The organism is Luteibaculum oceani, assembly GCF_007995015.1.
In the GTDB taxonomy this organism is placed as follows: domain Bacteria; phylum Bacteroidota; class Bacteroidia; order Flavobacteriales_D; family Luteibaculaceae; genus Luteibaculum; species Luteibaculum oceani.
The window spans coordinates 200,318-226,174 of the sequence record NZ_VORB01000005.1 but is presented as its reverse complement, the minus strand read 5'-3'; the positions used below and the strand labels follow the sequence as shown (position 1 = coordinate 226,174).

Below are 25,857 nucleotides of genomic sequence, written 5' to 3'. Positions count from 1 at the left end.
CAAAAATACCAAATAGTTAAAGATGGTCACATTCTTTATTCGAAGCCTAAGCCCCTTACAACGGATTTTCTTTTTAATTGGCATTGCCTTCCTTGTGGGAGGGGTCACTTCAATATTGGGGGTAAACCTGTTAAAAGTTCTTTATGGGCTTAGTCTACCGCAGGATTATGAAATGCTAAAAGATTACGATAAGCCCTGGATTGTAGGAGCAAATAAGTTCTTATTATTTACTCAACATTTGGGTTTTATGGTCTTACCCGGTTTTATCCTGGTGTACTTATCAGGTACCAAAAACTTGATTTTAAGCTCACCAAAACGCAATCTTTTAATTGCGGCTGTAGCCCTTGGTTTGGTTTTATATCCTGCTGTTACTTTCTTATCCTATATAAATCAACAAATACCACTCTCGGAGTCATTGTTAGAAATGGAGAAGAGTGCGGGGCTTTTCACAATGGCGATCGTTCGTGCCCCGGATTTGGCAACCCTTTGTGTTAATTTATTCCTGGTAGCCCTAGTTCCTGCGGTGGGTGAAGAATTGGTTTTCCGAGGGATCCTTCAGCGCGAAATACACTTATTTACCAAAAATGGCTGGACTGCTGTTGTATTAAGCGCGTTTATTTTTTCAGCGCTACATATGCAATTTGGTGGGTTCATTCCTCGCTTTGTTTTGGGCCTGGTTTTGGGATGGATTTTCCTTAGAACTGGTAATTTGGTTCTGTCTATGGCTATGCACTTTGCCAACAATGCCTTAGCCTTATTTTTAGTGCATTGGCTGCAGCCCAGCACAGCTGATGTAAACGAGTTTGACATACCCGACTACGATCTTGGAAGTATTGTGCTAACAGTGGGATCCTTTGCGCTTGGTGGCTTAATAATTTATTGGTTGAATAAAAAGAGCGCGCGCGCGATGGAACCCATTATAGTTGAGGTACCAGTTACTGCGGATGAGGAGGAAAAGGAAGATTAAAGGATTACTTATTTTTTGGATATAAAAAAACCCCAAAGCATTTGCTTCGGGGTTTTTAGTATGATAGGTTTAGAACACTTATTTAGTTCTAGCTCTTTCGTGAGTTGAGTAGTTAAGCTTAAGGGCTTGTACCTTTCTTAAAGCCTGTTTTACATCGGTTACAATCTTCATTTTGGTTTGTTTATCAACCTTTAATGAAGTTGTAATTAATGGAACCTCTTGTTCGTCTCTTTGAGATCTGTTGTCTTCGATAAAAGTTCCGATATCAGAAACTTCAGCAAAAACGTCGTTTAGCTGAATTTTTGGTTCTGTACCGTATCTTTTATCGGTTGGAGGTCCAATATAGATGTAATCTACAAGGGCTTTGTTTTCTAAACGCTCAATTTCAGATGCTTGAGGTTTATCCACCTTTACCTTTAATTCTACTTCACGCATTACCGTGGTAACCATAAAGAAGAAAAGAAGCATGAATACAATATCCGGAAGCGAAGCAGTGGATATTGCTGGTTGAGATTTAGAACCTTGTTTTTTAAACTTTGCCATAATATCTCTTAGTTTCCTGTGTCTTTTGGTTCTGCCTCTGAAATACGTTGTGGGTAAACTGCTCTAATCGCTAAGATTTTAGCTTTTTCATCGTCTCCACCATTAGCATCAAGTTCGCTGTATGGTTTTCCAAACTTTTCCATTGACAACTCGTCTCTCAACTGGTTAACGGCACTTTGAAGTTCGTTTTGAACTTGGATGTACATATCGTACGATGTACCGTTATCGTTTTGCAATGAAATAATTGCTGAACCTGGAAGTTCTCTATACTCTCCTATAAGTTCAACTGTTTGTAGTTTGTTTTCCCATTTCTCAAGGTCTTTTTTAAGATCCTTTCGATCTGGAGCTTGAGCAATGAAAGATTTGATTTGAGCAATTTGCTGGTTACACAAAGCCTTAGTGATTCTTTCTTTTTGAGGAAGTTTATCACTGTTAGTAGGATTGGTTAAGAACTCGATAGCTCCATCCTTCAGATTGGAAATAGCCATAAGTTCACCTTCTACCAACAATTGGTCGTTTGCGTTTACCAGAACCTCATAAACGTTTTTCTCTTTTACAATGGGTGGATCTTCTACCTCCTCATCAAGTGGTGGAGGTAAAAGACGTAGGATACCCGTATCCTGATCCATTGTAGTAGTTACAAGGAAGAATATCAACAAAAGAAAGGCAATGTCGGCCATAGAACCGGCATTAATCTCTGGTGTTTCTCTTGTTCTTCTTGACATAAAAGTCTATTTAAAAAGTTTACTTACTTCTGCGTAAACAATAGATCCAACCGCACCAATTAAAAGGATATAGAAAGCTACAATTCCACCTCCTACCATTTTAACGGTACCTTCAGATACTTGTTGTTTAATGGCTGGAATGTCGCTAGAAGCTGTTGCATAAGCAATAAGAATAATTGCAGCAAAAACTCCAAGAGAAATAATTCCAGTTTTGTTGTTCTTGATATTCGTAAGGAAAAGGTAGATACCAAATCCCAACGCAGCGATAGCACTAGCGGCTAAAGCAACATAGGTTAAGGTCAATGCAGATCCAACCATGCCATCGTTACCCCCTAGTATCATCAATACGAAGATGATACCAAGTGCGATAATTCCGATTTTGGCAACGTTGAGTGCAAGACCGATTTTATTCTCCTCCATAGTGGAAATTATTTTTTAGAAGTTAGCTCGTGCTTAACTAGAATGTCTACTAAAGAAATTGAAGCATCTTCCATATTGTTAACGATGCTGTCAACTTTAGCTACGATGTAGTTGTAGAAAATTTGTAGGATAATGGCTACAATAAGACCGAATACAGTAGTAAGAAGTGCTACTTTAATACCATCGGCAACAATCGCAGGTGAAATGTTGTTCTCAGCAGCAATCGCGTCGAATGCACCAATCATACCAATTACCGTACCCATGAATCCTAACATAGGAGCAAGAGCGATAAATAATTGAATCCAAGAAATTCCTTTTTCAAGTAATCCCATTTGTACACCACCGTAGGCGATAACTGATTTTTCAACCATTTCTACACCTTCGTCAGAACGAGAAAGTCCTTGGTAGAAAATGCTCGCGATAGGTCCTTTCGTGCTTCTACAAACTTCTTTTGCAGCTTCTACACCACCGCTTGCTAATGCATCCTCGATATCAGAAAGTAATTTCTGAGTATTGGTGGTAGACATGTTTAGGTAAATGATTCTTTCGATACAAATCGCTAAACCTAAAATTAAACACACCAATACGATAGCCATAAATCCAGGACCACCCTCGATGAATTTTTCTTTAAGAACTTGGTGAATTCCAGTAGTTTTTTCTTCTGGAGCCACATCTTCTTCTGTAATTCCAGCAGTTTCTTCTACTACAGGCTCTTCTTCAACTGCAGTTTCCTCCATTGCAGCGCTGTCGGCAGCCATTTCATCTTGCATACCTTCTGCTTGTGCTTCGGTTGCAGTTTCACTAGACTCCTGAGCGAACATCATCGAAGGAGCTCCGACAAGGAACATGGCACTTAGAGCCAATACTGATACTAACTTTTTCATAACCAGTTGAGTTGGGTTTTCTGTTTTTGCTTTTTTGTTGTTAAAATGGCGGAGAGAGAGGGATTCGAACCCTCGATACCCTTTAGAGGTATACACACTTTCCAGGCGTGCGCCTTCGACCACTCGGCCACCTCTCCGTGTATGTTTTATTTATAAAAGAACGTTTTTAGAGGGGTGCAAAATACAAAAATTCTATTTGGACAAAAAAATATTGCAATCCCTTGAACTGCTTGTAATTACTAGGGAGAATTGCGAAAGTTGAATTTATCCAATCGCTTGTTCCCCTGCCCAATTTCCTTTAAACTTTTGCCCTGCCTCTTTTGCGTTTTCACTAGATCCTAGCGCTAGCATGATCTTAGTTAAACTTGCTTCGAACGTTAAGTCCTCCGTACTTATTGCGTTTAATGCTTTTAATCCGGCACCACTTTCATACTTTTCTAAGAATACCGAACCCAAAACGCATTGCGAAGAAACTAGTAATAGTTTTTCCGCATCCACCCATTTTTGTAGGACACTTCGCAATTGCTGGTGCTTTCCAATGTTTCCAGAGCCATATCCCTCAATTATAATGGCATCCGACAAATCAGCCTCCAGCAAGTGATCTATTATCCTAGCATCAAACCCAGGATAAAGCTTAAACGAGCTTACCCTATTCGAAAAACGGGTCGCAAGTTCTAGATTTCCAAATCGCTGGGTGTCTATATATGGATAGTTGTAGGTAATTTTCACACCGGCTTCAGCTAGTGCAGGATAATTGGGACTTTTAAAAGCATCAAAATGCTCGGTGCTCAACTTCGAAGATCGATTTCCTCTCAGTAATTTGTATTCAAAATAGATACATACCTCGGGCACAACGGGCTTTCCATTTTCCTTGGCAGCAGCTATTTCAACCGCGCTAATTATGTTCTCTTTTCCATCGGTTCTCAATGTCCCTATTGGTAATTGGGACCCCGTTAAAATTACCGGTTTAGAAAGGTTTTTAAGCATAAAACTTAAAGCCGAAGCCGTGTAAGCCATGGTGTCGGTTCCGTGTAGAATTACAAATCCGTCGTAGTCTTGATATAACTCCTCAACCTTTTCCGCTAATATTACCCAATGATGGGGCTGCATATCCGATGAATCTATGGGTTCCCATAGTTGATAAAAGGAAATATCGACTTCTAGCTTTTTTAATTCCGGTATCTGATCGAATAAATGACCAAAATCTACGGGTACCAGCCGCTTGCTTAGGCTGTCCTCCGACATACCTATAGTTCCCCCAGTATAAAGCAGTGCTATTTTAGATGTCATTGTTAAATACTTTGGGGAACATTCGTTTAATGTTATTTGTGCTTATTTCAGCAATTTCTTCTTCCGAGCACAGGTACAAATCTGCAAGTTTCTGGGCAATTAGCGGAATATATTCTGGGCTATTTCTTTTCCCTCTATGCGGGTGAGGGGTTAAATAGGGACTGTCTGTTTCTACTACCAGTTTTTCTTTCGGTACAAATTCGGTTAGTGTAGCGCCGAGCTTGCTGTTTTTAAAGGTTACCACGCCGCCAATTCCCAGAATAAAATTGGGATAACTTAATGCTTTCTGCGCCTGTTCTTTATTTCCAGAAAAACAATGGAAAACTCCCTTGAGCTTGGAAGTGTCAATTTCATCTAAACATTCGAAAACCTCATTAAAGGAGTCGCGAACGTGTATGGCAATAGGCAAATCTAGGTCTATGGCCCAATTGCATTGTTCTTTAAAAGCAATCTTTTGCTCATTCAACGTGCTTTTATCCCAATAAAGGTCTATTCCAATTTCACCAACACCAACGTATTGGTCTAGATTCTGGTACAATAAATTCTTGTGGAAGTCTAGCTCGTTTCTGAAATTTTCTTTCACAGAACACGGATGCAGCCCCATCATTGGAAAGCAATTTTCTGGGTAGCGATTGGATAATTCGTGCATTGGATTTACCGAATCGCGGTCTATGTTGGGAAGTATTATTTTCTTTACACCACTTTTAATTGCAGCCTCTAGAACTTGATCGCGGTCTTCGTTAAATTGATCTGCGTATAAATGGCAATGGCTATCTACAAGAATCATGGGCGCAAAGGTATATACTTGGATAGATGATGTCGTTAAATAAAGTGCTTTTTATAAGGTTTAGTTCTATAGGAGATATCGTATTAACGAGCCCTGTAGTTCGTTGCTTCAGTAAAGCATATCCAAATTGCGAAATTCATTTTCTTACTAAAAAATCTTTTTCGGGTATTGTAAAAGCTAACCCGTTTGTTCATCAAGTATATACTTGGGAGGATGTGGTGGATAAAATTTCCATCCTAAAAAAAGAGGGTTACGATGCTGTAATTGATTTGCATAAAAATGTAAGATCATCATTGGTAAAGCGCGAGCTTAAGGCTAAATCTTTCACCTTCGATAAATTAAATTACAAGAAGTGGCTATACGTTAACTTTAAAAAGGACGTAATGCCAGATGTTCATATTGTCGATAGATATTTTTCGGGATTAAAAAAGTTAGGCCTCGAGTACGATGGTTTGGGACTGGACTACTATTATGGAAATTCAATTGAAAATACTACGCCCGTTGTTGATGGGGAATATACCGTTTTGGTACTTGGAGCCGCGCATTACACCAAGCAAATTCCCGATGAAAAGGTAAATGAGCTATTACATTCCGCCAAGAGAAAGGTAGTTCTGTTAGGAGGTAAGGCAGAGGCCGACAAAGGGAAGCAGATTGCAGAGAACAATCAGGATGTGAAAAATCTTGCTGGAAAATTGAGTTTAGATGAAAGTGCCAGGGTTATAGAAATGGCGCACTCGGTAATAAGCTCTGATACGGGTATGATGCATATTGCAGCTGCATTTAAAAAGAAGATGGCCGTATTGTGGGGGAATACTACTCCAAAATTGGGAATGTACCCTTTTGGTTACGAGGGTTATCAGAATTTTGAGGTTGACGATTTAAAATGTAGGCCGTGCTCCAAAATTGGAAAAAAGAAATGCCCCAAAAAGCATTTTAAATGCATGTTGGGGCAAGACGTGAATGGTATATGGGATTATTTAGCCTGATTTCCTTCTGAGAAAAATAGTGCTTTTAATTCCGTAGCCTTTTCTGGGTTTAATTTCCCCGCTAAAATTAAGCTCAATTGCTTTCTTCTTAATGCGGCTTTGTGTCTTTCCTTTTCCAAGTCTGTTTCCGGTACTAATTCGGGAACTTCAATGGTAGATCCGTGTTGGTCGACAGCAACAAAGTTGTAAATTCCAGTGGCGCATTTTTTGCGCTCATTATTTCCAATTCCATCGGTAAAAACGTCAATAACCACCTCCATCGAAGAGCTGAAAGAGCGGCTCACTTTTGCTTCGAGTGTAACTACGTCGGCAAGTTTAATGGGGTGGTTAAAAGAAACATTACCTACTGATGCGGTAACTACTACCCGTCTGCAAAATCTGCCTGCTGCAATGGCGGCACAATTATCCATCCATGCCAACAACTGTCCACCAAATAAATTTCCGAGGGTATTGGTGTCGTTAGGTAAAACAATTTTAGATGTTATTACTAAAGTGTCTTTAGCTAGAATTTTCTTTTTCAAAAGCAGTATTTTCGGCAAAAATACCCCTTTTTAAATGGATTTTACCGCATTTAAAGCATTGCATTTGGTTTTTATGGTTTCTTGGTTCGCTGGTTTGTTTTATATGCCAAGGCTTTTCGTTTACCATGCCGAGGCGAGTAAAAAGGATAACCCAGAGCGCGATATCCTTTGCAATCAGTTTAAAATAATGCAGCGTCGTTTGTGGTACATTATCACTTGGCCAGCGTGTATTCTCACCTTAGTATTTGGGATCTCTATGCTAGTAGCAAATCCTGCTTACTTGCAATTGGCTTGGATGCATTTAAAGCTTGCTTTTGTTTTTGGCCTTTTTCTATATCACCTAAGCTGTGGCCGGTACTTTAGAAAGTTTCAGAAGGATATTATCCCTGGGAGTAGTTTGTTATTTAGAATGTGGAATGAAATAGCCACCATTCTTTTAATCGCCATTGTTTTTGTGGTAGTGTACAAGGACCTTTTTAATTGGATTTGGGGAGTAGCTGGAATTCTTGGAGTAGCAGTTTTACTAACCTTGAGTATTATGGCTTACAAAAAGAAAAGGCAAAAAAAAGAGTCTGAAAATTCAGACTCTTAAATATTGCTTAGGCTTTTACGAACCACGGATTTACTCCTAGTTCCTGTTTGGCCCGTTTAATTTCTTTTTTCAGTTCTGCCTTGGTTTCAAATTTTCCTATGCAAACGCGGTAAAGGCCGTGTTTAAATTCAGAAATAAAAGCTTCGAAACCTTGATTGGTGAAATTTTCAACAGCCTTGTTGGCATTGCCCAAATCTTTAAAACAACCGCCAATTAGTTGGTATCTGTAGTTAATTTCTACTTTTTCTTCAGGTAGGCGAACTGGTAATTTCAGCTCATTTAAGCTTAGCACTTTAAATCCTTTTCCAGAGTATTTAAAGTTCTTAACCGCAATGGCTTCTTCGGTATTTTTTATTTCAGTTGGATTGTATCTTCTTGCCTTGTAGGTAGCTTGTTCTTTGCCCCAATCTCCAAACTTGGCAAGTTGCATTCCGTTGTTAATATCTTGTTGAAACCAGAATCCAGCACCAATAACCGCAGGTAATGCTAAAGAGGCTGCAATTTTTGCCCAGTTTCTACTCTTGGCACCAGCTATTTTAACCTTCTTCTTGGCTTTAAGATCGATTACTCCTGCAGGTAACTGTACTTCTGTAAGACCGATTTCTCTTTCAACTAAAGAATCTTCGGTAGGACATTTTTTAAACGAAATCTCTTGATTTTCATTCAAGTATACTTCTCCCAATCCTGGGAAAAGAATAGTTCTTCCGGCTTGTAAATGCTTAAAAACAGTTTCGCATTCGTGCTGAACCAAGTTCTTTGCAATGCTGTATTCGAGATCGAAGTACCTGGCAATTGTTTGCGCCAAAATACCTTTGTCGTCCGTAAGATTGTTAATAAAACTAAGCTCCTGTCCTGGTGGGATAATTCGCTGCTCTTCCTTAGAAATACGAGCGGGGGTAGTGGAAACCACCAATTTACCCACCTTGGGGATTACTACTTCTTGGTTCTGAAGTAATAATGAAGCAATTTGTTTTTCGTATCTGTAGCGTACCATCACTGCTAAGTTAAGTAAAGCCGCCCTTGGATGCCTCAGGATTTTATCAACGCGTGTTTATAACAAGCTATTCACAACTTGTTAATATCTTCTGGAGTGTCGATGCCTTGAGACCGGTAGGTGGTTAATTCAACGCCAATATTAAAACTATTATCCAACCAACGCAATTGTTCAAGGCTTTCGTTTTGCTCCAATTTGCTAGGTTGTAGCTTTCTTAACTCCTCAATTACTTCCTTTTTAAAGGCATAAATTCCTATATGCTGGTAAAATTCACTCGAAGCTTTGTCTCGGTAGAAGGGAATAGGGGATCTGGAGAAGTAAAGTGCTTGCTGCTGTTTATTAAAAACAACCTTTACGGTATTAGAATTTTGGTATTCTGAAGGTTCGTTGGCTTTTCGAGCAAGGGTGCCAATCGGCATGGGGTTTTGCTCCATAAAATCTATTAGGCTATCAATAGCTTCGGGAGCGAGCTTGGGTTCATCGCCTTGCACGTTCACCAAAAGGTCAAAATCTGCATTAAGATAATCGTAAACCTCAAAGCATCTATCTGTTCCAGAGGGGTGGTTAGCATTGGTAAGCATTGCTTCGCCACCAAAATCTTTTACGTGATTTAGAATTCTTTCGTCGTCTGTAGCTACGATAATTGCGTTAGATTTTTTACTTTTCTGTACCTGCCGATACACTCTTTCTATCATAGATACCCCATCGATAAGTACCAAAGGCTTACCTGGAAATCTCGTAGAGGCATAACGAGCAGGAATAACTGTGAGCGTTTTCATGCAGCAAAGAAAAAGTAATTTTTATGGTGGATACCAATGTTATTACGCTGGCTTTGTCTAAACAGGTAGGGGTAGGACCAATTCAAGCCAAAAAAATATGGAACCTTTTTCGGGAGGATATTCATGAAATTTTAGAATTCGAAAACAAGAATTTCCTTGTTAAGGACGAAATGGAAATAAGATTGCCCAAGGGATTAAAACTGGGCTTGAAAGCCCTTTTTCCTCAGGTATTTGAACAACTAGAGTTAGCCGAGAAAAATGCGGTTACCATCATTAATATTGGCGAATCTGTTTATCCAGTCAAGCTTAAATATTGTGCAGATGCTCCATTAAATCTTTTTGTAAAAGGCCGGGTTGAGGCCTTAAACCAAAGACATAATATTGCGGTTGTTGGAACCAGAAGGGCAACAAGCTATGGCAAGGATATGGCGAACAAATTTGTTGGGCGTTTTGCAAGTGTTCCATCATGCATCATAAGTGGGTTGGCACATGGCATTGATACGGCGGCACATAAATCGGCTTTGGAAAATAAACTGGTCACCGGGGCGGTGTTAGGCCATGGATTCCACCTTATGTATCCAAGTGCAAACAAAAAGCTGGCTGCAGAAATTGTGCATCAAGGTGGATTCCTTTTGAGTGAGTATTGGTTTAACAGCCCCACAGATCCTAAAAATTTTACCCGCAGAAATAGAATAGTGGCCGGTATGTCGGATGCAATTCTTGTGGTAGAAACAGGCGTTAAAGGAGGGTCTATGGTTACCGCAAGTTATGCGCAGCAGTATAATCGAGATGTTTATTGTGTTCCAGGAAGAATAGGAGATACGCTCTCCGAAGGTTGCCACGAACTGATAAAACATCAATTGGCTTATTTGGTTACCTCACCCGACCAAATAATTAACGATTTAGGCTGGAGTTCTAAGGCAAATTCCAGTCAGGGCGCCCAAACTACATTGCTTATAGAAAATCGTTTTCAGGATGTGTACGGGCAACTCGAAAAACCAGTAGGTATAGATGAGCTTTGTCTTCGCATGAATAAAAGGCAAAGCGAGGTTAATGCTTTACTCACCGAAATGGAGTTAGATGGGTTGGTGCGTATCCTCCCAGGGAAAAGGGTTGAAAGGGTTTGAAAGACTCTATCGGAAAAGGCTATCCGTCCTATCAAAAAAAAATTACTTTTGCGCCAACAAATTGCATGAATTTATATGTCTGCTTATCACACTGCTATTGAGCAATTTATGGCTTCTGTAGCCGCAAAGAACCCAAACGAGCCTGAGTTTTTACAGGCAGTTGAGGAAGTTGCTGAAACGGTAATCCCTTTTATTGAGGAGAACCCTAAGTACAAGAAAGCCAAAATTCTTGAGCGAATCGCTGAGCCTGAGAGAGTTATCATGTTCAGAGTGCCATGGATTAACGACCAAGGAGAGGTTGAGATTAATCGTGGATACAGGATTCAAATGAACTCTGCTATCGGGCCATACAAAGGTGGATTGCGTTTCCATCCTTCTGTAAACTTATCTATTCTTAAGTTTTTGGCTTTTGAGCAGGTGTTTAAAAACTCCCTTACAACACTTCCTATTGGTGGTGGAAAAGGTGGTTCTGATTTCGATCCAAAAGGAAAGAGCGATAACGAAGTAATGCGCTTCTGTCAGTCGTTCATGACTGAGCTATCTAAACACATTGGAGCCGATACAGATGTTCCTGCTGGTGATATTGGTGTTGGTGGAAGAGAAATTGGATATATGTACGGCCAGTACAAGCGTCTTAGAAATGAGTTTACCGGTGTACTTACTGGAAAAGGAATTGAGTACGGAGGTTCATTAATCCGTCCAGAAGCTACTGGTTACGGATGTGTGTACTTTGCCGCTAACATGCTAGATAAAGCAGGTCATTCTTTTAAAGGAAAAACCGTTGCAATCTCTGGTTCTGGAAATGTAGCTCAATTTGCCTGCGAAAAGGTGAATGAGTTAGGTGGAAAAGTAGTAACCATGAGCGATAGCTCTGGATTTATTTACGACACCAACGGAATAGATGGCGAGAAGCTTGAGTTTATCATGGAGCTTAAGAATGTTAAGCGTGGTAGAATTAAGGAGTATGCCGACAAGTATGGTTGTGAGTTCCACGAGGGAAGACCGTGGTCTGTAAACGTAGACATTGCACTTCCTTGTGCTACTCAAAACGAGTTAAATGAAGAAGAAGCAAAGCAATTAGTGGCTAACAAGCTATTAGCAGTTGCCGAAGGAGCAAACATGCCATGTACGCCAGAGGCAGTTGAAGTATTCCAGAAAAGCGGAGTTCTTTATGCTCCAGGAAAAGCTTCTAATGCAGGAGGTGTTGCAACTTCAGCGTTAGAAATGTCTCAAAACTCACTTCGTTTATCTTGGACTAGAGAAGAGGTAGATGCGAAGCTTAAAGGCATTATGAAGTCTATTCACGAGGCTTGTGTTAAGTACGGTGAAACCGACAATGGAGTGGATTACGTAAAAGGTGCAAACATTGCTGGATTTGTTAAAGTAGCAGATTCTATGTTAGCACAAGGATACGTTTAGTAGTCCTTCAACATATTCAGAAAAGCCTCACCCAACCGGTGGGGCTTTTTAATTTTATTTTTTCCCAAAAGAATCTCCTTATTTTCGCTCCTCAAATTTTATCGACTATGCATAAGTATTTGGTTTTAATAGCCATGTTATTCACCTTTTCGCTGCAGGCTCAGGAAAAGGAAAGTATAACAAACTATTTGTCTAATGCCATGGAAATGTACAACCAGCAGGGAATGTCTGTTGCGGTTGTAAAAGATGGAAAAGTAGATTACGCGCAGGCATTTGGTTATGCCCACATCGATAATAAAACCAGTGTAGATGTAAATACTGTGTTTGAATTAGCCTCTTTGAGTAAGGCTTTTACGGCAGCGTCGGTAGGGATTTTGGTAGATAATGGTCTGGTAAAGTGGGATGATAAGGTAAAAGATCATCTTCCAGATTTTAAAATGTACGACCCCTATGTTGAAGAGAATTTTTTAGTTGAAGATCTTCTTTGTCATAGAAATGGGTACAACACTTTCGACGGTGATTTGCTTTGGTACGGAACCAATTATTCGGCCAAAGAAATAGCTGAAAGATTTTCGAAATTGGCACCGAAGCATGGATTTAGAACCGAGTATGGGTACTCAAATCTTAACTTCGTTAATGCCGGACTATTGATAGAAAAACTATCTGGGCAGAGCTGGGCAGATTTTATTCAGGACAGCATTTTAACTCCTCTGGGAATGGAGAACTCCTACACCAAGTTGGAATATTTTAAAGCGCAGAGAAATAAGGCTCATCCGCATGTAAAAGGTCGCCCAATAGCATATCAAAACTTCGATAATTGCGTGGGAGCTGTGGGAGTAAGGTCAAATGTGTTAGACCTTGCTAAATGGGCTAATATGTGGCTAAACAAGGGGATGTTACCAGATAGCACGGCGTTGCTTTCTCCAGCTACAGTAAACAAGATTTTTCAATTGCATACGCCACAGCCAATCTCCGAGGGTGATATTAACAACAATATTCTTTTCAAGGGTGCTGCTTTGGGGTGGTTTGTTACCATGTACAACGATCATCGTATCCTAAAACATTCAGGAGGTTTGCCTGGTTTTATCCTCAATTTAGCGTTGCTTCCAGAGGAAAAATTGGCGGTTGTAGTGCTTACTAATAGTGAAACCATTTTGCCTTTTGCAACAACAAATTACTTGTTAGATGCCTATACCATCGGAAATGTTGAAGATTGGGCTGCAAAGTATCTGCCATTCCAGAAGAAAAGAGAAGAAACCCAGGTTAAATACAAGCAATTAGTACAAGGGGTCCCTCAGAAATTCCCACATATTGCTGCCCTGGGTACCTACGAGGATGTGATGTATGGAAAAGCGACTATAGCTTTAAATAAAAATGGCGAGCCCCAGTTAACTTTAAATCCCGCTGCCGATTTGTTTACAGGGGAATTGAAGCATTTAAGTGGAGCGAGTTACGAAGTGAAATTTAACGACCCATTCCTTCCGGCAGGAAGAGTGCATTTTAAAACCGATAAAACCGGAGTGCCTATTTCATTTGAAATTGAGCTTCCCAACCCGGATTTTCATTTTTACAATTTGAACTTTAAAAAGAAAAAATAGCCATGTACGGAAAAATACAAGAGTACCTACAAAACGAATTAGCGCAAACAAAAGAGGCCGGTTTATACAAGGCAGAGCGCATTATTTCTTCACCACAGGATGCCGAGGTAAAGCTAAAAAGTGGCGACGATGTAATTATTATGTGTGCGAACAACTATTTAGGTTTGTCTTCGCACCCTGATGTAATAAAGGCTGCACACGATACTTTAGATACCCATGGATTTGGAATGTCTTCGGTTCGTTTTATTTGTGGAACCCAGGATATCCATAAAGAATTAGAGGCAAAAATTGCTAAGTTTTACGGAACCGAGGACACCATACTTTATGCAGCGGCATTCGATGCCAATGGAGGTGTTTTCGAGCCACTTTTTTCCAAAGAAGATGCCATTATTTCCGATGAGTTAAATCACGCTTCAATCATAGATGGGGTAAGACTTTGTAAGGCGCAACGTTACCGTTACAAGCACTCGGATATGGCAGACTTGGAGGAGCAATTAAAAGCAGCTCAGGCGCAGCGTTTTAGAATAATTGTTACCGATGGGGTTTTCTCTATGGATGGAGACATTGCTAAGTTGGATCAGATTTGCGATTTAGCAGATAAGTACGACGCCTTGGTAATGATAGATGAGTGCCATGCAGCCGGTTTTATTGGTAAAACGGGTAGAGGTACTGCAGAATATTGCAATGTCATGGACAGGGTGGATATTATCACCGGTACCTTGGGAAAAGCCCTAGGTGGAGCAATGGGGGGGTACACTACCGCGAAGAAAGAAGTGATAGAAATTCTTCGTCAGCGCTCTAGACCTTATTTATTTTCAAATTCTTTGGCACCAAGCATCGTTGGAGCAGCAAATAAGGTTTTCGATATCCTTTCTGAGAGTACGGAGTTAAGAGATAAGCTAGAGGCGAACACCAAGTATTTTAAGGAAAAATTATTGGCGGCTGGATTTGATATCGTACCAGGCGACTCGCCTATTGTTCCAGTAATGCTATACGATGCACCTCTTGCCCAAAAGTTTGCAGAAAAATTATTGGAAAAAGGAGTTTATGCGGTAGGATTTTTCTATCCAGTAGTTCCAAAAGGAAAAGCAAGAATTAGAACGCAATTATCCGCTGCACATACTACAGAGCAACTGGATAAGGCGGTAGCAGCATTTATATCTGTAGGACAGGAACTTGGGGTAATTAACAAATAAATGTTCACAGTTTTGTGGAATTATAAAATTGCTTTACATTTGCACCCCATTTTGTGAAGATAGATTAAAACAACAGATCGTGGATACGTTAAGTTATAAGACCATTTCGGCCAATAAGGAAACCGTTAATAAAGAATGGTTATTGGTAGATGCAGAGAATGAGACTTTAGGGAGATTGGCAAGTAAGGTTGCTAAACTTATCCGTGGAAAGCACAAAACAAACTTTACTCCACACGTAGACTGTGGAGATAATGTTGTGGTTATCAACGCCGAGAAGATCAGACTTTCAGGAAATAAGATGGATGATAAGTCATACATCAGTCACTCTGGGTACCCAGGAGGTCAGAAAGAAGTTTCTGTAAAGTCGTTATTAGCCAAGAAGCCTGAGGCTGTGGTAGAGAAAGCGGTAAAAGGAATGTTACCTAAGAATAAATTAGGAGCAAAGCTTTTCAACAACTTGTTTGTGTACGCTGGAGCTGCTCATAAGCAAGAGGCTCAAAAGCCAAAAGCAATAAACCTAAACGATATTAAGTAGTAGGTATGGAAGTTATCAATACAATTGGTAGAAGAAAGGCGGCAGTTGCCCGCATTATTTTAAAGGAGGGAAGTGGTGCCGTTACAGTTAACGGTAAGGATGTGAAAGAGTACTTTACAGTTCCTACTTTACTTTACAAAGTTAATCAGCCATTCGAACTAACCGAAACTACAGGTAAGTACGATGTGATTGTAAACGTAGCAGGTGGTGGTATTACTGGACAAGCAGAAGCAATCCGCCTTGGAATTTCTCGTGCATTAGTAGATGTTGATGCAGAGATGAAACCAGCACTTAAGGCTAAGAGCTTAATGACGCGTGACCCGAGAATGGTTGAGCGTAAGAAGCCAGGTCAGAAGAAAGCTCGTAAGAAATTCCAGTTCTCGAAACGTTAATTTTTACACAAACAATAATTTGTTTAGGATCCAAATGCCTCAGACCCATTGGTTACAATGGTTACTGGGGCATTGCTTAAGCAAGTAACTTAAGTCCAAAAGGAAGGTAAACACCATGGAAAACAAGAGATTTGAAGAAATGCTTCAAGCTGGCGTGCATTTCGGCCACTTAAAAAGAAAGTGGAATCCAGCAATGGCTCCTTACATCTTTGATGAGAAAAAAGGTATCCACGTAATCGATCTTAACAAAACATCAGCAAAGATTGATGAAGCAGGAGCTGCTCTTAAGCAGATTGCAAAATCTGGTAAGAAAATTCTTTTCGTAGCAACTAAAAAGCAAGCTAAGGAAATCGTTGCAGAAGCGGCTTCTTCGGTAAACATGCCATACGTAACCGAGCGTTGGTCTGGTGGTATGTTAACTAACTTTGCTACAGTTCGTAAGGCTATTAAGAAGATGTCTAACATCGACAAAATGGCTACAGACGGAACTTTTGATAACATCTCTAAAAGAGAGCGTCTTCAAATTACTCGTCAAAGAGAAAAACTAGAAAAGACTTTAGGATCTATTGCTGATCTAACACGTCTTCCATCTGCAATTTTCATTGTAGACATCAATAAAGAGCACATCGCAGTTGCAGAGGCTAAGCGTTTAGGTATTGTAACTTTTGCAATGGTTGATACGAACTCTAACCCTAACGAGGTTGATTTTGCTATCCCAGCAAATGATGATGCTTCTAAGTCTATCGAGACTATTACTTCTTACATGGTAGAATTCATTAAAGAAGGATTGTCTGAAAGAAAGGCTGATAAGGATAAGGCTGATAAAGCTAAAGAAGCTGAGGCAAAAGCCAAGGCAGATGCAAAAGCTGAGAAAGCTGAAGCTAAAGAAGCTAAAGAAGAAAAGAAAGAAGAAGTAACTTCTTCTGAAGAGAAGACTGAAGAGTCTAAATAATCACAAGATTTAAATTTTACATAAGATGGCGGTAAGTATCTCTGCTTCACAAGTAAACGAATTGCGCAAAAAGACCGGCGCTGGAATGATGGATTGCAAGAAAGCCCTAGTTGAGGCTGAAGGTGATCAAGCAAAAGCAATTGAGCTTTTACGTAAAAAAGGTCAAAAAGTAGCTGCTAAAAGAGAAGATAGAGAAGCAAGCGAAGGTGTTGTAGTTGGTGTTGGTACAGAAGACAACAAGTCTGGTGTTATCGTTGCTGTAAATTGCGAAACCGATTTCGTTGCTAAGAACGATGATTTCATCGGCTTAGCTAAGAAAATCCTTGATATCGCTGTAGCTAACAAGCCTGCAGATACTGCTGCTCTTAAAGCACTTCCTTTTGCAGATGGATTAAGCATCGAGGAAAAAATCACTGAGCAAACTGGTGTAATCGGAGAGAAAATTGATCTTTCTGCATACAAACTAGTTGAAGGTGAAACTGTTGTTGTATACAACCACCCAGGATATAAGTTAACTGCTGCTGTTGCACTTAACAAGGCAGGAGAAAACGTTATCGAAGCTGGTAAAGAAGTTGCAATGCAAGTTGCAGCTATGAACCCTCTAGCTTTAAACAAGGATGGTGTAGACCAAGAAGTTATCGCTAAGGAAGTTGAGATCGGTAAGGAAGAAGCTATTAAAGCTGGAAAGCCTGCTGAATTAGCTGAGAAAATTGCTCAAGGAAAACTTGGTAAATTCTTTAAAGAAAACACCTTGTTAGAGCAAGATTACATCTCTAACAACAAGCTTTCTGTACAGAAATATTTAGATCAGGTAGAAGGCGGTTTAACCGTTACTGCTTACGAAAGAGTTTCTATCGGAGGTTAATTACCTGAAACCACTTATTTGAAAAGAGAGAATGAAAATTCTCTCTTTTTTTTTGATTAATATTACGCCAAATTTTGCCCAATGAAGTATAAGCGAGTCCTGCTCAAACTCTCTGGAGAATCTCTGATGGGAGATAAACAATTCGGAATCGACCACGAACGCCTTAACCAATACGCTCAAGAAATTAAGGAGGTATTGTCTACTGGAGTTGAGATGGCCATTGTAATTGGAGGAGGAAATATCTTTAGAGGTATACAGGCTGCAGAAGGTGGTATGGATCGCGTCCAGGGTGATTATATGGGGATGCTTGCAACCATGATTAATAGCATGGCTTTGCAAAGTAAACTCGAAGAAAATGGGGTATATACCCGTTTGCTTTCTGCAATTAAAATGGAACAAATTGCCGAACCGTTTATTCGTAGAAAAGCAATTCGCCATTTAGAAAAAGGTAGAGTAGTAATTTTTGGAGCTGGTACAGGTAACCCATACTTTACTACCGATACCGCTGCTTCTTTAAGAGCTATTGAGATAGAAGCAGATGTTATTCTAAAAGGTACCCGTGTAGATGGAATTTATACGGCAGATCCAGAGAAAAATCCCGATGCGACCAAGTTCAACACCATTACGTTTAATGAGGTGTATGAGAAAGGGTTAAATGTTATGGATATGACAGCCTTTACCCTTTGTAATGAGAACAAATTGCCCATTATCGTATTTGATATGGACAAAGGCGGAAATTTATTGAAAGTACTAAACGGAGATAGTGTAGGAACCTTAGTTGAGTTTTAATCATGGAAGAATTAGAAGCAATATACCAAAAGGCCGAAGCGGCCATGTCTAAAGCCATTCAACATTTAGAAGACGAGTTACTTAAAATTAGAGCGGGGAAGGCTAACCCTTCAATGTTAAGCTCTGTACACGTAGACTATTATGGAACTATGACACCGGCTTCGCAGGTGGCTAATATCAGTACTCCAGATGCTAGAACTATAACCGTGCAGCCATGGGAAAAGCAAATGTTAGATCCTATTGGAACGGCTATAATCAATGCAAACCTTGGTTTTACTCCACAGAATAATGGTGACGTATTAATCATTTCTATCCCGCCATTAACCGAAGAAAGAAGAAAAGAATTGGTTAAAAAGGCAAGATCCGAAGCAGAACACGCCAAAGTGGGAATCAGAAATGCACGTAAAGATGCAAACGAAGCAATTAAAAAGCTTCAAAAAGACGGACTACCAGAGGATGCTGCTAAAGATGGAGAAGCACACATTCAAGAATTAACAAATACCTATTCCAACAAGGCCGATAAACATGTCGACCGCAAGGAAGAAGATATTATGAAGATATAAGGAAAGGGGCTGAGGCCCCTTTTTTTATTTTCTACAGGGGTTTTATTCACCACGAAGTTCTCAAAGTTGCACAAAGGAGGTGTGGTGTAATAAAATGGCCGACTTGCTATTCTATTTGAAATGGATGCTTCTACAGAACGAATTTTTTTTCTTTTTGGAGTAGAAATGTGAATTAAATCCAAAACCAGTTAGGTAACATTAAGCTAAATAATTACCCTCCGGATACCCAGTTTTAAGCTTGGTACATTAAAATTTAAGAGTAGCCCTAGTTTTAGGTTGGATAGTTTTAAGTAGGTCATTACCTGGGCCGTGTGGATGGGAGCAATTTTATCCACGGATTTCAATTCTATAATTAAAAGATCATTTACCATTAGATCTATTCGGTATCCAGCTTCAACCTTGACGCCTTCATAAATTACGGGTAGCGACTTTTGACGCTCTACCTTAAATCCTCTATCAATTAATTCATATTGTAAGCAAGCCTCATAGGCACTTTCTAAAAGTCCGGGACCTAATTCAGTATGTACTTTTAGGGCACTTTTAATAACATGGTAAGATAAAGCATTGGCATCCACAGCTTATATTAGGTACTAAAATCTCAAATACAAAACCATGTATTTTTCGCCAAAAAACTTTGTGCAACTTTGGGAACTTTGTGGTGACTAATCTGCGTACCTCTGAGTACCTCTGTGGTGAATAAACCTTTTTTATTTACCGCATAGTAATTCATCAATCTTGTTGTTTCCTTTTATTTTCCCTAATTGCGGCGTTTCGTAAATCTGGACTTGGAAAAAATCTTACGGGAAGGTTGAATTTAACTCTGACCAATTTGCCGTTTTTAACTCCTGGCTTCCATTTTCCCGACATACTTTTAACCACACGGATTGCCTCTGCATCCAAAACTGGTGAGATTCCTTTAGCAATTTCTATGTCTTTAATTATACCATTGGTGTCCACTTCAAAGATTACAAAAACGACTCCCTGTTCACCGTTAATCAGGGCCTCCTTTGGATAAATAATATTGTCTGATAAATATTCAAACATGGCACTATTTCCTCGTTTGAATTCTGGCAACCTGTCAACCGAAAGGTATTTTGCTTTCCTATATTTTTTGGCATCCCTATTAGCATTTTGGGCAAAACTTACTTGGCAAAAAATGGTTGTGCAAAGCAGGAGTAAAAAATATTTCATGTGCTGCATTAGTTGGTTATGGACATTGAAAGTTCGCAAGTTAATTTTTTGGATATCACTTTGGGGGCATTTCACTGCGAATTTGAATCCAAAATCTCAGCCAAACTTTGAGTACCTCTGTGGTGAATTTTATAGTCTTGATTGGTAATTTTCTTAATTCCACACCTTACTTCCCTCGCTACAATTCGCACAGATATCGATATGCTTTCGGCCTTTTAGGACTTTACTCCTAAAGTTTTGGTAAGGTTTGTTTTTCCACACCTTATCAAAGGCTACTCCATTTAGTTTACCCATTTTGTAATCTGCATCCTTGTCGAAACAGCAGGGCACTACATGTCCATCCCAGGTTAAGACACTGCTTTGCCACAAACGCCAGCAGAAATTTGGGAGTTTATTGTTGATGGCGAACTTTCCATTATCCAGCTTCTTGTAGCGTGAGTAGCGCTCCGAATTGGGCATAAGTGGGTGGCCATTTTCGTAATCGTAAAATTGAGCGGTTTTAAATTTTATTTCATCCACGCCATATTCCTTGGCCAATTTTTTTGCCTCTGGTATTTGCTTTTCATTACTACTGAAAACTACCATTTGCCAGCTTATGATTGGATAGGAGGATTTTAATCTCGATTTCGCTTCCACCAAATTTTTGGTTCCCTCTAAAACCTTTGCCAAAACCCCATGTACTCGATATTGCTCATAGCTTTCTTGGGTAATGCCGTCGATGGAGACAATTATTTTACGCAAACCTGCCTTTATTAATTCCTCAGCTTTTTGCGGGGTTATAAAATGGGCATTCGAAGAAATGGAGGTGAATATTCCCGCATTATCTGCCATGGAAATGGCTTGGGCTAAATTGGGGTGAATCAATGGCTCTCCTTGGAAATAGAAATTGACGTACATGGCTTTCTTTTTAATTTGAGGGAGCCATTTTTCCAACTCTTCCAACTTCAGGTTTCCGGTGTTTCGAGTAAATTTTTTAAGTCCGCTTGGACATTCGGTGCAGCCCAAATTACAAGCTGTTGTGGGTTCTATGGAAAATGCAAACGGCTTTCCCCAAACGATAGGGCGCTTTAAAATTTTACTCAGCTGGAAGGAACTGTAAACGCGAAATAAGTTAACGAATCGTTTTAAACTCAAATTCGCTAGCAAGTGCTTAATCATTAATAGGTTGCTCATCTGTACTTACTCCCGTCTTCTTCCTTTTTAGAACCTTATTTTTTGTTTCTTTGTTAGCCTTAATTTAAGCACTGTCTCCCGCGTATGTGGATGAAAATCTCCGGTCTCATTCTTCGAAATCGACCTGGCATTCTTATAGTCCTGGTAATTTTAACTGGGTTTATGCTTTTCAAAGCGCAAAGCGTAGAACTAAGTTACAATTTCGGAGGGATACTACCCAAGACCGATAGCACAGCAATTACGTATCAGAAATTTCTCGACGAGTTTTCTCAGGATGGAAATATTATGGTTCTCGGAGTGCAAAGCGATGAATTTTTCTCCATTGAACATTTTAATGCATGGTATCGTCTGGGTGAGGATTTAAAGAAAATTAAAGTCGCTCCGTTAGACCCCATTGCAGAAGGGGTTGATTCCCTTACAGTTATAGATTCGGTTTTCTCCGTTGCCCATCTTTATAACCTTACAAAAAACGATGAGCTTCGGGTTTTTGAGCTGAGGAAACTAATGCAAAAGCTTCCTCAAAATCAAACGGAATTAGATAGCCTTTACCGTGGAATAAAAGCCCTACCTTTTTACGAAGGATTGTTATTTAACAAAGATACCGAGGCATCACTGATGATGCTTTTTGTAAATCCACGCGTATTTAATGCTGAGGAACGAATAGGTGCACTTGAAAAAATTAGGGCTAGAATTTCCAAATACGAAAGTGGCCATTTGGATGTTAAGATTTCTGGATTGCCCTACATCAGAACATTGGTTGCCCAAAAAGTAAAGCGCGAACTGGGAATGTTTATTGGTTTGGCAGCTTTAGTAACAGCCCTGTTATTATTCTTTTTCTTCCGTTCATTCCGAGTTGTTCTTTACTCCATTTTGGTAGTAATCACTGGGGTAATATGGTCCATGGGTACCATGAGTTTGTTTGGGTTTAAACTCACAATTCTCATGGGGTTAATTCCTCCGCTGATGATCGTTATTGGGATACCTAACTGCGTTTACCTGCTTAACAAGTATCACCAAGAATTTAAACTGCACGGAAATAAAATAAAGGCACTTTCTAGGGTAATTCAGAAAATTGGTAATGCCACTTTTATGACCAATTGCACCACTGCTATTGGTTTTGCCACCTTTATTTTTACCAGTTCTGCCATTTTAAGAGAGTTTGGAATTATTGCTGCGCTTAATATCCTGCTGGTATTCTTTTTATCCATTCTGCTTATCCCCATTATCTTTTCTTATCAACCAGAACCTAAGGTTAGACATATAAATCACCTTAATAGAAAGTGGTTGTACGAGGTAGCCGAATGGTTGGTAGTGGCCGTTACTAAAAACAGAAGAACCGTATACATCGCGACCATTATCCTGGTGGTAGTTGGAGCGATAGGGCTTAGCAAGATCAAAGTTACTGGTTATATTGTCGACGACCTACCGAGCAACGATCCCATTTTGGTAGATCTTAAATTTTTCGAGACCCATTTTAACGGAGTAATGCCCTTGGAAATATTGGTAGACACCAAACGTCCGGGTGGAGCATTAAATAGAGGTACGTTACGTAGGGTAGAGCAATTTCAAAAGGAATTAGAGTCCTACGACGAAGTAAGTAAGTCGCTCAGCATCGTTGATGCATTAAAATTTGCAAAGCAGGCGTTTTTTAACGGGATTCCATCCAAATACACGCTTATAAACAATTCGGAGCAACGATTTATAACGCCCTATTTAAAGAATTCGGGAACTGGGGGTAAAGAGTTGCTTACTGCTTTTGTAGATACGGCTAAGCAGCGGGTTCGCATAACGGCGCAGATGGCCGATGTGGGAACCATTAGAATGAATGAAATTGTTGAGGAATTAAGACCCAAGATCGATAGCATATTTAATCCAGAACAATACAAGGTTACCCTAACTGGAACGTCGGTAGTGTTTTTCAAGGGGACATCTTATTTGGTTAAAAATCTTTTTGTTTCGCTTTGTATAGCGGTACTTATCATTGCATGTATAATGGCCTTTCTATTCAGGTCTTGGCGAATGGTACTTATTTCTTTTGTACCCAATTTAATTCCATTGTTAGTAACCGCATCCATAATGGGCTATTTTGGAATAGCCATAAAGCCATCAACCATTTTGGTGTTTAGTATAGCTTTCGGAATTAGTGTGGATGACACCATTCACTTTTTGGCAAAGTACCGGCAAGAGCTTAAAGCCTACCAGTGGAATATTGGAAGTTCTGTTATCAGAGCGGTTAGGGAAACAGGGGTAAGTATGATTTATACATCCATCATCCTTTTCTTCGGTTTTGGCGTATTTACTGCATCGGAGTTTGGTGGAACCCAAGCCCTTGGAATTTTGGTTTCGGTAACCTTATTGGTGGCCATGTTAACCAACTTGGTGCTTTTACCAAGCCTATTAATGTCATTGGATAGGTATATCACTACCCAGGCATTTAAGGAGCCTCTTATGGAGATTATCGACGAGGAGGAAGACATAGAATTAGATGATTTAGTAATTCGAAAGGAAAATCCAGAAGAATCATGAAAGGAATAATATTAGCGGGAGGATCGGGAACAAGGTTACACCCTTTAACCTATTCGGTGAGTAAGCAGCTGATGCCCGTTTACGATAAACCAATGATATATTATCCACTTAGTACCCTAATCAACAGTGGTATCCGCGAAATATTAATCATAACTACTCCTCGAGATCAGGAGGCATTTAGAAACCTTTTGGGCGATGGCCGTCAAATTGGAATAGAACTTTCGTATGCCGTACAACCCGAGCCTAAAGGTTTGGCACAGGCCTTTACCATTGGAGCCGATTTTATAGGAAACGATAAGGTGGCGTTGATTTTAGGAGATAATATCTTTTATGGTACGGGATTAGATAAAACGCTTCAAGATAATACCAATCCAGATGGAGGTGTGGTTTTTGCCTATCACGTATCCGATCCAGAGCGATATGGAGTAGTGGAGTTCGATGCGAGTGGTAAAGCCATCTCAATTGAAGAAAAACCAAGTGAACCAAAGTCTAACTTCGCTGTTCCTGGTTTGTACTTTTACGACAACCGAGTGATTGATTACGCTAAGAACCTAAAGCCTAGTAAAAGGGGGGAGCTAGAGATAACCGATATCAACAAGATTTATCTCGAAAACGGTGAGCTTCAGGTGGCAATAATGGACAGAGGAACCGCATGGTTGGATACGGGAACATTTAACTCCCTTATGCAGGCTGGTCAGTATGTACAGGTTATTGAAGCTAGACAAGGATTAAACATAGGCTGTATAGAAGAAGCTGCCTTCCGTCAAGGATTTATAAATAGCGAACAATTATTAAAAATTGCCGAACCTCTAGAAAAGAGTGGATATGGTGTTTACCTTAAAAACCTGGTAAAATAGTATGCAGTCTCTAGTAGAACTAAAGGAGTTTATCAACGGGCAAATTAAAGATTTGCCACTTCCCATAGAACCTAAAGGACTATACGAGCCTTTTCGCTACATAATGGAATTGGGCGGGAAGCGTATACGACCAGCTATGTTAATTTTAGCGGGAAAGGCATACCACGGTACGGAAACAGAACTAAGGGATGCAGCCATGGCTGTGGAGGTATTTCATAATTTCTCATTAGTTCACGACGATATTATGGATGAGGCCCCAAAAAGAAGGGGTAAAGAAACGGTGCACACCAAGTGGGATGAGAATATTGCCATTTTAACTGGGGATGTAATGCTTATTGAAGCCTATAAGTATTTAGGTCGATTAAGCGATAGAGCCTTTAAGCCATGTTTCGAGGTGTTTTCGCATTCGGCCGTTGAAGTTTGCGAAGGTCAGGTTAAGGATTTGGAGTTCGAAAATCTCAAGGAAGTAAAGGTTGAGGACTACATAGAAATGATCCGCCAAAAAACTGCTGCATTAGTTGGTGCAAGCCTTAAAATGGGAGCAATAATCGGTGGGGCAGATAAGTCAGAAGCCGAAAAAATATACCGCTTTGGAGAGTATCTTGGGATTTCATTTCAAATAAAAGATGATTTATTAGACGCCTTTCCCGAAGGTGAAAACTTTGGTAAAAAAGAAGGTGGCGACATCTTAGCCAATAAGAAAACCTACTTGTTCTTAAAGGCGTTAGAATTGGCCAACGAAGAAGATAAAGCAGAACTTTTAAACTGGTTTGCTAAACGCGAATTGAGTAATCCTGAGGAGAAAGTTAAGCGTGTAAAGGAAATTTTTGAACGATCGGGAGCAAGAAAAGCAACTACCGAAATAATGCTCGATTATTACCACCGTGCGTTAAATGCATTGGCCGAAACCAATATGCAAGACGAATACAAAGATCAATTTGAAGAATTGGCTGGCTTTTTAGCGGATAGAATTTCGTAGTTGTGTTTTGGTGAGTGGAGAGTGGTTGAATGGTTGAATAGTAAGTGGTTGAGTAGTTAAGTGGTTGGTTTGTAGGTGTTTATAGGTGTTTCCGGCACCTGGATCCTAGATTTTAAAACCAAAAAGTGTTTCTGGGTGGTTAACCCATTACCCCATAAACCCTTGAACACATAATCCCTTTATCTTTTCATCTCTTCATCAACAGAT

At 39.8% G+C, this 25,857-nt stretch carries 28 protein-coding genes and 1 tRNA gene; 16 read left to right on the top strand and 13 right to left on the bottom strand.

The window, feature by feature from the left end; genetic code table 11:
- Positions 1 to 22: 22 nt before the first annotated feature.
- A complete protein-coding gene (locus FRX97_RS07020) occupies positions 23 to 967 on the top strand; it encodes a CPBP family intramembrane glutamic endopeptidase (protein WP_147014482.1) in 945 nt (314 codons plus the stop codon).
- 78 nt (positions 968 to 1,045) lie between these two features.
- Here the strand turns inward: FRX97_RS07020 and FRX97_RS07015 are convergent, their stop codons facing one another.
- The 7 genes from FRX97_RS07015 to FRX97_RS06985 form a co-directional block, all read right to left on the bottom strand.
- Positions 1,046 to 1,510 (bottom strand): ExbD/TolR family protein, encoded by a 465-nt coding sequence (locus tag FRX97_RS07015; RefSeq protein WP_147014481.1) that lies wholly within the window; start codon positions 1,508 to 1,510, stop codon positions 1,046 to 1,048.
- 8 nt (positions 1,511 to 1,518) lie between these two features.
- Complete coding sequence (locus FRX97_RS07010; protein ID WP_147014480.1) at positions 1,519 to 2,235, bottom strand: ExbD/TolR family protein; 717 nt, start codon at positions 2,233 to 2,235, stop codon at positions 1,519 to 1,521.
- Positions 2,236 to 2,241: 6 nt separating this feature from the next.
- On the bottom strand, positions 2,242 to 2,655 hold the full coding sequence (locus tag FRX97_RS07005) for a hypothetical protein (RefSeq protein ID WP_147014479.1): 414 nt from the start codon (positions 2,653 to 2,655) through the stop codon (positions 2,242 to 2,244).
- 8 nt (positions 2,656 to 2,663) lie between these two features.
- Positions 2,664 to 3,539 (bottom strand): MotA/TolQ/ExbB proton channel family protein, encoded by an 876-nt coding sequence (locus tag FRX97_RS07000; RefSeq protein ID WP_170227063.1) that lies wholly within the window; start codon positions 3,537 to 3,539, stop codon positions 2,664 to 2,666.
- 46 nt (positions 3,540 to 3,585) lie between these two features.
- Positions 3,586 to 3,676, bottom strand: a tRNA-Ser gene (locus FRX97_RS06995).
- 127 nt (positions 3,677 to 3,803) lie between these two features.
- A complete protein-coding gene (locus tag FRX97_RS06990; protein WP_147014478.1) occupies positions 3,804 to 4,829 on the bottom strand; it encodes an asparaginase in 1,026 nt (341 codons plus the stop codon).
- Complete coding sequence (locus FRX97_RS06985) at positions 4,819 to 5,616, bottom strand: TatD family hydrolase (protein ID WP_147014477.1); 798 nt, start codon at positions 5,614 to 5,616, stop codon at positions 4,819 to 4,821. The genes FRX97_RS06990 and FRX97_RS06985 overlap by 11 nt, the downstream gene beginning before the upstream one ends.
- A 26-nt stretch (positions 5,617 to 5,642) precedes the next feature.
- On the opposite strand from FRX97_RS06985, the gene FRX97_RS06980 reads away from it, so the two are divergent.
- Complete coding sequence (locus FRX97_RS06980; RefSeq protein ID WP_147014476.1) at positions 5,643 to 6,602, top strand: glycosyltransferase family 9 protein; 960 nt, start codon at positions 5,643 to 5,645, stop codon at positions 6,600 to 6,602.
- Here FRX97_RS06980 and FRX97_RS06975 read toward each other — a convergent pair.
- Positions 6,590 to 7,123 (bottom strand): acyl-CoA thioesterase, encoded by a 534-nt coding sequence (locus tag FRX97_RS06975; RefSeq protein ID WP_147014475.1) that lies wholly within the window; start codon positions 7,121 to 7,123, stop codon positions 6,590 to 6,592. The two genes, FRX97_RS06980 and FRX97_RS06975, sit on opposite strands and share 13 nt — an antisense overlap.
- A 34-nt stretch (positions 7,124 to 7,157) precedes the next feature.
- On the opposite strand from FRX97_RS06975, the gene FRX97_RS06970 reads away from it, so the two are divergent.
- Positions 7,158 to 7,715 (top strand): CopD family protein, encoded by a 558-nt coding sequence (locus tag FRX97_RS06970; protein ID WP_147014474.1) that lies wholly within the window; start codon positions 7,158 to 7,160, stop codon positions 7,713 to 7,715.
- Between the two features lie 7 nt (positions 7,716 to 7,722).
- Here FRX97_RS06970 and FRX97_RS06965 read toward each other — a convergent pair whose 3' ends face one another.
- On the bottom strand, positions 7,723 to 8,709 hold the full coding sequence (locus FRX97_RS06965; RefSeq protein ID WP_147014473.1) for an HU domain-containing protein: 987 nt from the start codon (positions 8,707 to 8,709) through the stop codon (positions 7,723 to 7,725).
- A 71-nt stretch (positions 8,710 to 8,780) separates the two neighbouring features.
- Entirely contained in the window at positions 8,781 to 9,488 is a 708-nt protein-coding gene (kdsB, locus tag FRX97_RS06960) for a 3-deoxy-manno-octulosonate cytidylyltransferase (protein ID WP_147014472.1), read from the bottom strand.
- Between the two features lie 23 nt (positions 9,489 to 9,511).
- Between kdsB and dprA the strand changes: the two genes are divergently transcribed.
- The 10 genes from dprA (at position 9,512) to frr (ending at position 18,924) form a co-directional block, all read left to right on the top strand.
- Positions 9,512 to 10,615 carry a DNA-processing protein DprA gene (gene dprA / locus FRX97_RS06955; protein WP_147014471.1) on the top strand — a complete coding sequence of 368 codons (1,104 nt, stop codon included), beginning with the start codon at positions 9,512 to 9,514 and terminating at the stop codon, positions 10,613 to 10,615.
- A gap of 75 nt (positions 10,616 to 10,690) precedes the next feature.
- Complete coding sequence (gene gdhA, locus FRX97_RS06950; protein WP_147014470.1) at positions 10,691 to 12,034, top strand: NADP-specific glutamate dehydrogenase; 1,344 nt, start codon at positions 10,691 to 10,693, stop codon at positions 12,032 to 12,034.
- Positions 12,035 to 12,141: 107 nt separating this feature from the next.
- Positions 12,142 to 13,632 (top strand): serine hydrolase, encoded by a 1,491-nt coding sequence (locus FRX97_RS06945; RefSeq protein WP_147014469.1) that lies wholly within the window; start codon positions 12,142 to 12,144, stop codon positions 13,630 to 13,632.
- 2 nt (positions 13,633 to 13,634) lie between these two features.
- A complete protein-coding gene (gene kbl, locus FRX97_RS06940; RefSeq protein ID WP_147014468.1) occupies positions 13,635 to 14,828 on the top strand; it encodes a glycine C-acetyltransferase in 1,194 nt (397 codons plus the stop codon).
- A gap of 79 nt (positions 14,829 to 14,907) precedes the next feature.
- Positions 14,908 to 15,363, top strand: a complete 456-nt coding sequence (gene rplM, locus FRX97_RS06935) for a 50S ribosomal protein L13 (protein ID WP_147014467.1) — start codon at positions 14,908 to 14,910, stop codon at positions 15,361 to 15,363.
- 5 nt (positions 15,364 to 15,368) lie between these two features.
- Positions 15,369 to 15,755, top strand: a complete 387-nt coding sequence (rpsI, locus tag FRX97_RS06930; protein ID WP_147014466.1) for a 30S ribosomal protein S9 — start codon at positions 15,369 to 15,371, stop codon at positions 15,753 to 15,755.
- Positions 15,756 to 15,870: 115 nt separating this feature from the next.
- Positions 15,871 to 16,707, top strand: a complete 837-nt coding sequence (gene rpsB / locus FRX97_RS06925; protein ID WP_147014465.1) for a 30S ribosomal protein S2 — start codon at positions 15,871 to 15,873, stop codon at positions 16,705 to 16,707.
- A 25-nt stretch (positions 16,708 to 16,732) separates the two neighbouring features.
- Positions 16,733 to 17,572, top strand: a complete 840-nt coding sequence (gene tsf, locus FRX97_RS06920) for a translation elongation factor Ts (RefSeq protein ID WP_147014464.1) — start codon at positions 16,733 to 16,735, stop codon at positions 17,570 to 17,572.
- Between the two features lie 81 nt (positions 17,573 to 17,653).
- The gene (gene pyrH, locus FRX97_RS06915) at positions 17,654 to 18,361 is read left to right on the top strand and encodes a UMP kinase (RefSeq protein WP_147014463.1); all 708 of its coding nucleotides are present in this window, start codon (positions 17,654 to 17,656) and stop codon (positions 18,359 to 18,361) included.
- Entirely contained in the window at positions 18,361 to 18,924 is a 564-nt protein-coding gene (frr, locus tag FRX97_RS06910; RefSeq protein ID WP_147014462.1) for a ribosome recycling factor, read from the top strand. The genes pyrH and frr overlap by 1 nt, the downstream gene beginning before the upstream one ends.
- 203 nt (positions 18,925 to 19,127) lie before the next feature.
- Here frr and FRX97_RS06905 read toward each other — a convergent pair whose 3' ends face one another.
- From FRX97_RS06905 to FRX97_RS06895, 3 genes are all read right to left on the bottom strand, one after another.
- A complete protein-coding gene (locus FRX97_RS06905; protein ID WP_147014461.1) occupies positions 19,128 to 19,499 on the bottom strand; it encodes a GxxExxY protein in 372 nt (123 codons plus the stop codon).
- A 154-nt stretch (positions 19,500 to 19,653) separates the two neighbouring features.
- Entirely contained in the window at positions 19,654 to 20,115 is a 462-nt protein-coding gene (locus FRX97_RS06900) for an energy transducer TonB (RefSeq protein ID WP_170227062.1), read from the bottom strand.
- 153 nt (positions 20,116 to 20,268) lie between these two features.
- The gene (locus FRX97_RS06895; RefSeq protein ID WP_223266581.1) at positions 20,269 to 21,273 is read right to left on the bottom strand and encodes a radical SAM/SPASM domain-containing protein; all 1,005 of its coding nucleotides are present in this window, start codon (positions 21,271 to 21,273) and stop codon (positions 20,269 to 20,271) included.
- Positions 21,274 to 21,450: 177 nt separating this feature from the next.
- Here FRX97_RS06895 and FRX97_RS06890 point away from each other — a divergent pair, with 177 nt between their 5' ends.
- From FRX97_RS06890 to FRX97_RS06880, 3 genes are read left to right on the top strand one after another with little or no spacing between them, the layout of a single operon-like run.
- Positions 21,451 to 23,814 (top strand): efflux RND transporter permease subunit, encoded by a 2,364-nt coding sequence (locus FRX97_RS06890; RefSeq protein ID WP_223266580.1) that lies wholly within the window; start codon positions 21,451 to 21,453, stop codon positions 23,812 to 23,814.
- A complete protein-coding gene (gene rfbA / locus FRX97_RS06885; protein WP_147014457.1) occupies positions 23,811 to 24,671 on the top strand; it encodes a glucose-1-phosphate thymidylyltransferase RfbA in 861 nt (286 codons plus the stop codon). The genes FRX97_RS06890 and rfbA overlap by 4 nt, the downstream gene beginning before the upstream one ends.
- Position 24,672: 1 nt before the next feature.
- On the top strand, positions 24,673 to 25,650 hold the full coding sequence (locus FRX97_RS06880) for a polyprenyl synthetase family protein (protein ID WP_147014456.1): 978 nt from the start codon (positions 24,673 to 24,675) through the stop codon (positions 25,648 to 25,650).
- Positions 25,651 to 25,857 lie beyond the last annotated feature (207 nt).

Coding starts and splice junctions, on each gene's coding strand:
- FRX97_RS07020 (WP_147014482.1), top strand. CDS start 23: ATGGTCACATTCTTTATTCGAAGCCTAAGCCCCTTACAACGGATTTTC.
- FRX97_RS07015 (WP_147014481.1), bottom strand. CDS start 1,510: ATGGCAAAGTTTAAAAAACAAGGTTCTAAATCTCAACCAGCAATATCC.
- FRX97_RS07010 (WP_147014480.1), bottom strand. CDS start 2,235: ATGTCAAGAAGAACAAGAGAAACACCAGAGATTAATGCCGGTTCTATG.
- FRX97_RS07005 (WP_147014479.1), bottom strand. CDS start 2,655: ATGGAGGAGAATAAAATCGGTCTTGCACTCAACGTTGCCAAAATCGGA.
- FRX97_RS07000 (WP_170227063.1), bottom strand. CDS start 3,539: ATGAAAAAGTTAGTATCAGTATTGGCTCTAAGTGCCATGTTCCTTGTC.
- FRX97_RS06990 (WP_147014478.1), bottom strand. CDS start 4,829: ATGACATCTAAAATAGCACTGCTTTATACTGGGGGAACTATAGGTATG.
- FRX97_RS06985 (WP_147014477.1), bottom strand. CDS start 5,616: ATGATTCTTGTAGATAGCCATTGCCATTTATACGCAGATCAATTTAAC.
- FRX97_RS06980 (WP_147014476.1), top strand. CDS start 5,643: ATGATGTCGTTAAATAAAGTGCTTTTTATAAGGTTTAGTTCTATAGGA.
- FRX97_RS06970 (WP_147014474.1), top strand. CDS start 7,158: ATGGATTTTACCGCATTTAAAGCATTGCATTTGGTTTTTATGGTTTCT.
- FRX97_RS06965 (WP_147014473.1), bottom strand. CDS start 8,709: ATGGTACGCTACAGATACGAAAAACAAATTGCTTCATTATTACTTCAG.
- kdsB (WP_147014472.1), bottom strand. CDS start 9,488: ATGAAAACGCTCACAGTTATTCCTGCTCGTTATGCCTCTACGAGATTT.
- dprA (WP_147014471.1), top strand. CDS start 9,512: ATGGTGGATACCAATGTTATTACGCTGGCTTTGTCTAAACAGGTAGGG.
- gdhA (WP_147014470.1), top strand. CDS start 10,691: ATGTCTGCTTATCACACTGCTATTGAGCAATTTATGGCTTCTGTAGCC.
- FRX97_RS06945 (WP_147014469.1), top strand. CDS start 12,142: ATGCATAAGTATTTGGTTTTAATAGCCATGTTATTCACCTTTTCGCTG.
- kbl (WP_147014468.1), top strand. CDS start 13,635: ATGTACGGAAAAATACAAGAGTACCTACAAAACGAATTAGCGCAAACA.
- rpsI (WP_147014466.1), top strand. CDS start 15,369: ATGGAAGTTATCAATACAATTGGTAGAAGAAAGGCGGCAGTTGCCCGC.
- rpsB (WP_147014465.1), top strand. CDS start 15,871: ATGGAAAACAAGAGATTTGAAGAAATGCTTCAAGCTGGCGTGCATTTC.
- tsf (WP_147014464.1), top strand. CDS start 16,733: ATGGCGGTAAGTATCTCTGCTTCACAAGTAAACGAATTGCGCAAAAAG.
- pyrH (WP_147014463.1), top strand. CDS start 17,654: ATGAAGTATAAGCGAGTCCTGCTCAAACTCTCTGGAGAATCTCTGATG.
- FRX97_RS06900 (WP_170227062.1), bottom strand. CDS start 20,115: ATGAAATATTTTTTACTCCTGCTTTGCACAACCATTTTTTGCCAAGTA.
- FRX97_RS06895 (WP_223266581.1), bottom strand. CDS start 21,273: ATGATTAAGCACTTGCTAGCGAATTTGAGTTTAAAACGATTCGTTAAC.
- FRX97_RS06890 (WP_223266580.1), top strand. CDS start 21,451: ATGCTTTTCAAAGCGCAAAGCGTAGAACTAAGTTACAATTTCGGAGGG.
- rfbA (WP_147014457.1), top strand. CDS start 23,811: ATGAAAGGAATAATATTAGCGGGAGGATCGGGAACAAGGTTACACCCT.
- FRX97_RS06880 (WP_147014456.1), top strand. CDS start 24,673: ATGCAGTCTCTAGTAGAACTAAAGGAGTTTATCAACGGGCAAATTAAA.